The organism is Williamsia sp. (genome assembly GCF_036566845.1).
Lineage (GTDB): Bacteria > Actinomycetota > Actinomycetes > Mycobacteriales > Mycobacteriaceae > Williamsia.
In genome coordinates this window covers 24,700-32,309 of sequence record NZ_DATCVM010000199.1, presented here as the reverse complement: position 1 = coordinate 32,309, position 7,610 = coordinate 24,700, and the positions used below count along the sequence as shown (strand labels likewise).

Annotated in this window: 6 protein-coding genes and 1 pseudogene; 3 read left to right on the top strand and 4 right to left on the bottom strand. The window is 66.4% G+C overall.

The window, feature by feature from the left end; all coding sequences use genetic code 11:
• A pseudogene (locus tag VIQ49_RS19280) lies at window positions 1–405 on the bottom strand (carbon starvation CstA family protein); the annotation flags it as partial.
• Between the two features lie 94 nt (window positions 406–499).
• Window positions 500–1,186: a hypothetical protein gene (locus VIQ49_RS19275; RefSeq protein ID WP_331887606.1), complete on the bottom strand. Its 687-nt coding sequence runs from the start codon at window positions 1,184–1,186 to the stop codon at window positions 500–502.
• 160 nt (window positions 1,187–1,346) lie between these two features.
• On the opposite strand from VIQ49_RS19275, the gene VIQ49_RS19270 reads away from it, so the two are divergent.
• Both VIQ49_RS19270 and VIQ49_RS19265 read left to right on the top strand, forming a co-directional pair.
• On the top strand, window positions 1,347–3,395 hold the full coding sequence (locus tag VIQ49_RS19270; RefSeq protein WP_331887604.1) for a sensor histidine kinase: 2,049 nt from the start codon (window positions 1,347–1,349) through the stop codon (window positions 3,393–3,395).
• Window positions 3,392–4,045, top strand: a complete 654-nt coding sequence (locus tag VIQ49_RS19265) for a response regulator transcription factor (protein ID WP_331887602.1) — start codon at window positions 3,392–3,394, stop codon at window positions 4,043–4,045. Before VIQ49_RS19270 ends, VIQ49_RS19265 begins: the two co-directional genes overlap by 4 nt.
• A gap of 23 nt (window positions 4,046–4,068) precedes the next feature.
• Here the strand turns inward: VIQ49_RS19265 and VIQ49_RS19260 are convergent, their stop codons facing one another.
• A complete protein-coding gene (locus VIQ49_RS19260; RefSeq protein ID WP_331887600.1) occupies window positions 4,069–4,782 on the bottom strand; it encodes a DJ-1/PfpI family protein in 714 nt (237 codons plus the stop codon).
• A gap of 20 nt (window positions 4,783–4,802) precedes the next feature.
• Window positions 4,803–5,801: a GlxA family transcriptional regulator gene (locus VIQ49_RS19255; RefSeq protein ID WP_331887598.1), complete on the bottom strand. Its 999-nt coding sequence runs from the start codon at window positions 5,799–5,801 to the stop codon at window positions 4,803–4,805.
• A 134-nt stretch (window positions 5,802–5,935) separates the two neighbouring features.
• Between VIQ49_RS19255 and VIQ49_RS19250 the strand changes: the two genes are divergently transcribed.
• Window positions 5,936–7,279, top strand: a complete 1,344-nt coding sequence (locus tag VIQ49_RS19250) for a wax ester/triacylglycerol synthase domain-containing protein (protein ID WP_331887596.1) — start codon at window positions 5,936–5,938, stop codon at window positions 7,277–7,279.
• The last annotated feature ends 331 nt before the right edge of the window (window positions 7,280–7,610 follow it).

The following is a 7,610-nucleotide window of genomic DNA, read 5'->3' as shown; positions in this document are numbered from 1 at the left end:
GCTGGAGTCCTGGACCCAGCCGCCGCCGATGATGGCCAGCAGCAGGAGCCCGACGCCGATGAGGCTGGTCTCGATGACCCGGCCCGGCCGCAGCGTGCGCAGGTAGAAGCCCATGAACAGCGCGATCGGGATGGTCATCGCGAGAGAGAAGACACCCCAGGGACTTTCGGCCGGCGCGTTGACAACCACCAGCGCCAGCACCGCGATCAAGATGATCATGATCGCGAACACCGCGAACACCGCGAACACCGCGAACACCGCGATCAGCGCCGAGAATCCGCCGACGTCACCGAGTTCGTCGCGGGCCATCTGACCGAGGCTGCGACCCCGCCGTCTGATGGAGATCGACAACACCAGATAGTCCTGGACGCACCCGGCGAACACGGCGCCGACGATGATCCAGATGGGTAGGAGACTGCTTCACCATTGTGGCGCGCGTCACGCTACACCCGGATCGGATCGGCGATCTTCACCCCCCTCCGATCGTCGGTTCGCAGGTCTATCGGGTAATGGTGCTCTTGCCCAATGCCAGTCCGGCGAAGGCGGCCACCATCCATGCGCCACCCACGACTCCCGGGAATCCGGGCAGGGCGAACGCCGCCACGGTGGCGATGACCGGCAGCAATGCCAGGATGCTGACCACGCCGATCCAGCGGGAGATCAGTCGCTCGCGCAACGCCATCCAGGCGATCGCCCCGGCTGCGACGGTCACACCGAGGTAACCGATGAACGAGCCGAAGTCATTGAGCACGAACAGGACATAGAGTCCGTCCTTGTCGAAGGTGCCGTCCTCGTTGCCGCCGTTGTACAACCCCATCGCGCCCTTCCAGCCATAGCCGAGTGAGAGTGCGCCGGCCGATGCGGTGAAGGCGAGAGGGACCACTCGGGCGGCGGTGCTGCTCGGGGTGCGCGGCTCGACATGGCGGCGCCAGGCCGCGGCGAGGACCAGCAGCAGAGCAACGGTCAGGTATCCGGCGATGATCGAGCCGTGGGCCTTGCCGCTACTGATGTCGTCGACAATGTCCGCGTTGTAGGCCTTGTTCTCGTCCCATTCGGGATGGATGTCGAAGGCCAGAGTGCCGGCCAAGGCCCCGATTCCGGCAGCCACGCCCACCCAGGGCCAGCGGCTCTTCGACGTTGTCGGTTCGGTCGAGGTCTCCGTGACCTGGCTGATCGGTGTGGTCATCGCGGTTCTCCTGTGGTCGGGGGTGGTTGCTGCCGTCGGTTGACATGGCAGGAACTGTGCGGCGGGACGGATCCCGGGCAACAGGGACTCCTGCCCCTGATCGCCGGGAATCTTCGTCCGAGCAGCGACTTCGACGTATCGGGCGTGCCACGATGGTCGGGTGATCGCTCCCGTCCGCGCCGCCGGTGACCGGCTTGGTGATGTCGCCGACCGATTGGGCGATCCCGTCCTGCGACGACTCGCGGTGGGTTGTGCACTCACCGCGATCGCCTCCGCGGTGGGGGCATTGCTGCTGCATCACCAACTGACCCTGCGGGTCGACGTGGAGTCGGTATTCGTCACCGACGTGGTGCTCGGATCGGTGTGGCCGATGGCGGGGGTCGCGGTGTTGTGGCACCAACCGCGAAACCGGTGTGGCTGGCTGCTCGTCGCCACCGGACTGATCAGTGTGTACCTGCTTCTGGGCCAGTACAGCGTGTGGGACAAAAAGGTGTCACCCCTGCCGCTGGCGGGCCTCGCCGACTGGGTCTCGATGTTCGGCTTTGTTGTCTACTTCTTCGTTGTGCCGTTGTTGCCGTTGATATTTCCGGACGGACACTTCGCGTCACGGCTCGAGCGGATTCTCGGAAAGACGGTGATCGCCCTGGCGACCGCGGCCATGTGTGCCCGGATGCTGGTGCCGGGCCGTGCCGATGTCGATGCGGCGGTGGAGAATCCGATCCAGATCGACGCGCTGTTCCCGCTCAATTACGTGACGCTCGTCTGCTCATTTCTCTGCCTGGGTGTGGCCACACCACTCGCAGTGATCGCGACCATCCGGCGTACCCGACACTCGGTCGGGGTGCAGCGGGCGCAGCTGCAGTGGTTCATGGTCGGTGGGATAGTGCTGGCCAGTGGTCTGCTGGTGGCACTCCTCGTCGGTGAATCGGACGTCGGCAACACCGCATTCGTGGCCGCGTTGCTGGCCCCGCCGCTGGCGGTGGTCGCGGCGGTGATGCGATATCGATTGCGGGACGCCGAGTTTGCGCTCAGTCGTTCCATCGTCTTGGTTGTTGTTGTCGGATTGGTCGCCGCGGGCGGCGGGCTGCTGCTGTGGCAGATCGATCCGGAGCTCGCCGGGTCGCGGGCCGGAGTCGCGCTGGTGGTTGTCTGTGTTCTCGGTGCGTTTGTGGTCCGGGCCGGTCTGCAACGCCTCATCGACGACTGGTGGTTTCCACAGCTGCGGGGCGCGAGGACCCTGGCTCCGAAGATCTCGGCAGCGGTGTCGTTGGCGTCGGAACCCCGCGGCGCCCTGTCCGATCTGATTCTCGCGCTGCAGACCGAATTGCGTTTGCCGTACGTGGCATTCGAGGGTGTGGTCCGGGTCGGGGAGGGGCTGCGGCCCGATCGGGTGATCGTCATCGAGGCAGTTGCGTTGGGACGCAGGGTGGGCCAGCTCGAGGTGGCGCCGCGGCGAGCCGGCGAGGAGTTCACCGGAGACGAACGGCAACTGCTCGAACAATCCGCGGCCCATGCCGCGATGATGGCCTACGCCGCCTCCCTGGTCACCGAGACCGAGAACAGTCGGGCCCGGATCGTTGCCGCCAGGGAAGAGGAGCGGCGTCGCCTTCGCAACGACCTGCACGACGGTGTCGGACCGGCGCTGGCAGGCATCGCGCTGCAGATGGATGCGCTGGCGGCATCGTTGCGCAAGGGCGGCGACGACGCGGATGCCGAGCAGGCCAAGACAATTCGCAATCGCGTCCGGGATGCGGTGGGGCAGGTGCGGGCGGTGTCGCACGGACTGCGTCCGCCCGTCCTGGATCAGCTCGGCCTGGCCCAGGCCCTGCAACAACTGGTGGACGGGCTGGGTTCGATCGACGGTGTGGTGCAATGCGACGACCTGTTCGACCTACCCGCCGCGGCCGAGGTCGCCACCTATGTGATCGCGGCCGAAGCGGTCACCAACGTCGTCCGGCACAGTGCCGCGTCGCGGGTGCGGATCGACGTCGAACGAGACGAGGTACACCTCGAATTGCGGGTCAGTGACAACGGTCGCGGAATGCCGCCGCGCCCCACACCGGGGGTCGGACTGACCAGCATGCGACAACGGGCGGCGGAGGTCGGAGGCCGGGTCGAACACCTGGGCGCAGCCGGCGGCGGGACCGTGGTCAGACTGATACTCCCGATGAAACCCGTTCCGGCGCAAGGAGAGGCTGCCCACCTGTGACCACCGTCCTGGTTGTCGACGATCACGCACTGTTCCGCGCCGGGATGCTGGCGGTCCTGACCGCGATGGACGACGTCGAGGTGGTCGGCGAAGCGTCCGATGGCGAAGGCGCGCTGGTCGCGATAGACGAGTTGCGTCCGCAGGTTGTGCTCATGGACCTGCGGATGCCGGGTATCGGCGGGCTGGCGGCGACGGCCCGGGTCGCCGAGCGGTATCCCGATGTCTCGGTGATCGTGCTGACCATGAGCGAGGACCCGGACTCGGTGTTTGCCGCATTGCGCGCCGGAGCCCGCGGCTACCTGCTCAAAGAGGCCGAAGCCGACGACGTGCAACGCACCATCGCCGCAGTTGCCAGGGGAGATGCGGTCTTCGGGCCCCGGGTGGCCGAACAGGTGGTCGGATTCTTCGCCGCGCACGGACAGCGGTCTTCGGAACCACGAGCCTTTCCCGAACTCACCGGCCGGGAGTCCGAGGTACTCGATCTGATGGCACGAGGTCTGGACAACGCCGCCATCGCGAGACGACTGTTCCTGTCGGAGAAGACGGTCCGTAACCGGGTGAGTGAGATCCTGTCCAAGATGCGGGCCCGGACCAGGGCAGAAGCGGTCGCCAGGGCCCGCGACGCGGGGATCGGCGAGTCCGCGGATTGAGTCGCGGATTGTCGGGAGCCGGCCTAGCGGTTGCGGACCTTGGCGAGGCTCTGCGTCCAGGCGAGCCTGGTGATGGCAGACAGGTGGGCCGGGTTGGCGCTCTCCTTCGCGAGCAGGACGAGGGCCAGGGCCTTCGCCGATGTAGATGCCTTGCTGAAATGTCCGGCGTCACAAGGCGGTTGCGGATCGTACTCGATCGCCAACTGAATCGCCTCGGCCCGGGTTGTCCCGCCGACCTTCCCTGCGATCGACAAGGCGAGGTCGATCCCCGCAGACACTCCCGCGCTCGTGACCACGCGGCCGGAGAACACGATTCGCTCATCACCGACGGGTGTCACGCCGAACAAGCGCAGCGAGGGCAGCGCCTGCCAATGGCTGGTGGCACGCTGACCGGTCAAGATGCCGGACGCGGCAAGGATGACGGATCCAGCACAGACCGACGACGTCCATATTGTGGTCTCATGCACCCGGCCGAGCCAGGCCAGCAGCAGCTGGTCCCGGGCGTGAATCCCGACGGACGAGCTGCCGCCGGGTACCACAACGATGTCGGGGTACGGGGTCTCGGACAGGGTGTGCGTCGCCCCGAGTATCGCGACACCGGAGTCGGCGGTTATGGGACCGGTCTCGTGCCAGACGAATCGGACCTCGGCGTCCGGGAGGAATCTGAGAACCTCGTACGGGCCGATCACATCGAGGGCGGTGAAGCCTGGGTACAGAACGATCGCTACCTGGGTCATGTGAACACTCCGAGTTCGGGTCAGGTGGTTTCAGGGACTGTGATCCCGAGGCCGGGATCGGTCTGGGCAAACGATTGCCGGTAGGTGTCGGGGGGTATCCCCAGGCTGCGCAGGAAGGCGCGACGCATCACTTCGGCGGAGCGGAAGCCGCACCGAAGTGCGATGAAAGCATTTGTGTCGCCCGATGTTTCAAGGTGCGCCCGGGCCAGGTCAACTCGGACCTTCTCGACGTAGCGGCCCGGCGGTGTCCCCACTTCCGCGGTGAACAGCCGGGTGAAGTGCCGCTCACTCATCCCGGCCCGATCGGCGAGATCGGGTATGCCGCACGGCTGTGAGGGATCTGCCTCGATGTACTCCTGTGCGGCGCGGACAGGTGTCGATCGGGCCCGTGGCGTCCACACCGGCGGTGCGAACTGGGATTGGAATCCGGACCTGCGGCGATAGATCACCAGCCATTGGGCCACCGACTGCGCGACGTTCTGATCGTGGTCGTCCTCGAGGAGGGCCAGTGCCAGGTCGATTCCCGAGCTGACTCCGGCCGAGGTCCAGACTCTCTTGGAACTGCGACGGAAGATCGCGGACGGATCGACCTCGACAGCCGGATATCGGCGCTGGAGTTCGTCGGCCAGTGCCCAGTGTGTGGTCGCGGGCAGTCCGTCGAGCAGACCGGCTTCGGCCGCGAGAAACGCCCCTGTGCAGACTGTGGCGATGCGAGTCGACCGGAAGCCCTCGTCGGCCAGCCATGTCACGCAGTCAGGCCGCGCGCTGGAGTCGATCGCGCCGACGCCGCCCGGGATGATCAGCGTGTCGATGTGGGGTCCTGGTTCGGGCAGCGGACACGTGTGGAAGGTGAGCGAACCGCTCGCCCGCAGTGGTTCTCCGGTCGGTGACGCCACGACGACCTCGTAACCGTCGCCCTCTGGAAGCAGGAGCGTGGCGGTGTCGAACACTTCAGCCGGTCCGACCAGGTCCAGCGCTTGAACACCTCCATATGCGAGTACGACGACTGTTTTGGTCACCAAGTCAGCATCTGCCACTCGCCGCCTGTCGTCCAGGACACATATCCCACGATTCCGGACATCGCGCCGATCCGTGACCTCAGCGGCGCCGGGAATCCGGTGCTCGACGTGGATTGCTTCGGTAGGTTCACCACATGGAGCGAATGGCACCGGTCGACGCCCAGATGTACTGGATGTCGGACAAGATCCCCAACGACCAGTTCCTCCTCTATGCCTTCGACGGTGCGCCGGAACAGTTGGATGACGCCATTGACGACGTCCTCGATCGGGCCCGGGCCGTGGCCGATCTGGGTCTGCGGATCGCTGACGTCGACTGTGCTCTGGACTACCCCTACTGGGTCCGCGGCGGGGTCGACCGCGAACAGGTTGTGGTGCACGGCGACGCGGCCACCGACTGGCCCGATTGCCTGCGCACCGTGGCTGCTCTCGCCGAAGATCAGCTCGATCCGCGTGGGTCCACGTGGCGGTTGCACCTGGTGCAGGCCGTCGAAGGCGTGCCGAACTGCGGGCCGGTGGCCACCGTGGCGGTCCTGCAGGTGTCTCATGCACTCGCCGACGGCATCCGGTCGTCCGCTCTGGCCCGTGCGATCTTTGCCCCGCAACCGCCGGGAGACCCGGTGACCGCCCAGGCACAGACTCCGTACTCGGTGGTGCAGGCGGTCGCCCTGGCAGCCATCCGGTTTCCCAAACAGATCGGCTCGTTGGGGTGGCGGGCCGTGGAGGCCACTCGCACTCATCGGCAACTCGTCGACGACGTGGCCTGCGGCGCAGTGCCGCCGCCGTCCCAGGGCAGGCCGCTGCTGTCCACCAACAGTCGTCCCGAAGGCGAGCGGGCGGTCCGCACCCTGGTGTTCCGGCGCGACGACTTCCCCGGGCCGACGGTGACGATCAGTGCGCTCACCGCGATCTCGCTCGCACTGTCCGATCATCTGCGGTCGACCGGCGAGGACCCCGACACACTCGGCGCCGAGGTGTCGATGGAGAAGTTCGGAAAACCGATGGGGCGTAACCATTTCCGCAATGTCGGAATCGGCCTGTATTCGGGGACCGCGGCACTGGAGGTCCGGACCAGGCAGATCGCGGGGGCGTTGGGGGAGCGGCAACTCCGGAACAGCCACCCGGCCCTACGGGCGTCGGACGAAGCATTTGCGGCGATCCCGGCGCCCTTGTTGCGGTGGGGCGTCTCCCAATTCGACCCGGCCGTCGTACCGGCTTCGGTGAGCGGCAACACCGTCGTGTCGAGTGTGAACCGGGGTGTGGCGGACCTGCGGTTCGGAGACCGGCCGGTGGTCTTCACCGCCGGCTATCCGGCGCTGTCGCCGGTGATGAGCGTGACGCACGGTGTGCACGGCATCGGCGACAACGTGGCGATCAGCGTGCACGCGTCGCAAGCGGCGATCGAGGACATCGACGGCTACATGGACATGCTGCGGGCGTCGGTCGCGTGGAACCAGATCGTCAGGGCGTCCGGCCGTTAGCCTGGGCTGGGAGCGTGGATCTGAATCAGTGGTTCGGCCTTGGGCTGGGCTCTGTCGGGTGGGATCTGTTTCGGCCGGCTGGGTGGAGTTGGCGGACGGACAATATTCGAACGTGCAGAGTCAATCCCAGTGAACCTCTTCAGCATTTCGACGATGCTCACCATCACATGGAATGCTCGCGAAAGTCACACAGGGTGGGCAGCGGCCCTACGGGAGCCTGTCGTCGATGATCAGGCGGGGTGATCGGTCCGTCCCATTGTGACGTTTGTGCAAAATTTGGGCCGCGGTGCGCCGGTGACCCGCACCAGTCGGGGGATGCCGGTACTGTGAT

What these genes read in the sequence shown, in the direction of transcription:
- VIQ49_RS19275 (WP_331887606.1), bottom strand. Translation starts at nt 1,186, where the DNA reads ATGACCACACCGATCAGCCAGGTCACGGAGACCTCGACCGAACCGACA.
- VIQ49_RS19260 (WP_331887600.1), bottom strand. Translation starts at nt 4,782, where the DNA reads ATGACCCAGGTAGCGATCGTTCTGTACCCAGGCTTCACCGCCCTCGAT.
- VIQ49_RS19250 (WP_331887596.1), top strand. Translation starts at nt 5,936, where the DNA reads ATGGAGCGAATGGCACCGGTCGACGCCCAGATGTACTGGATGTCGGAC.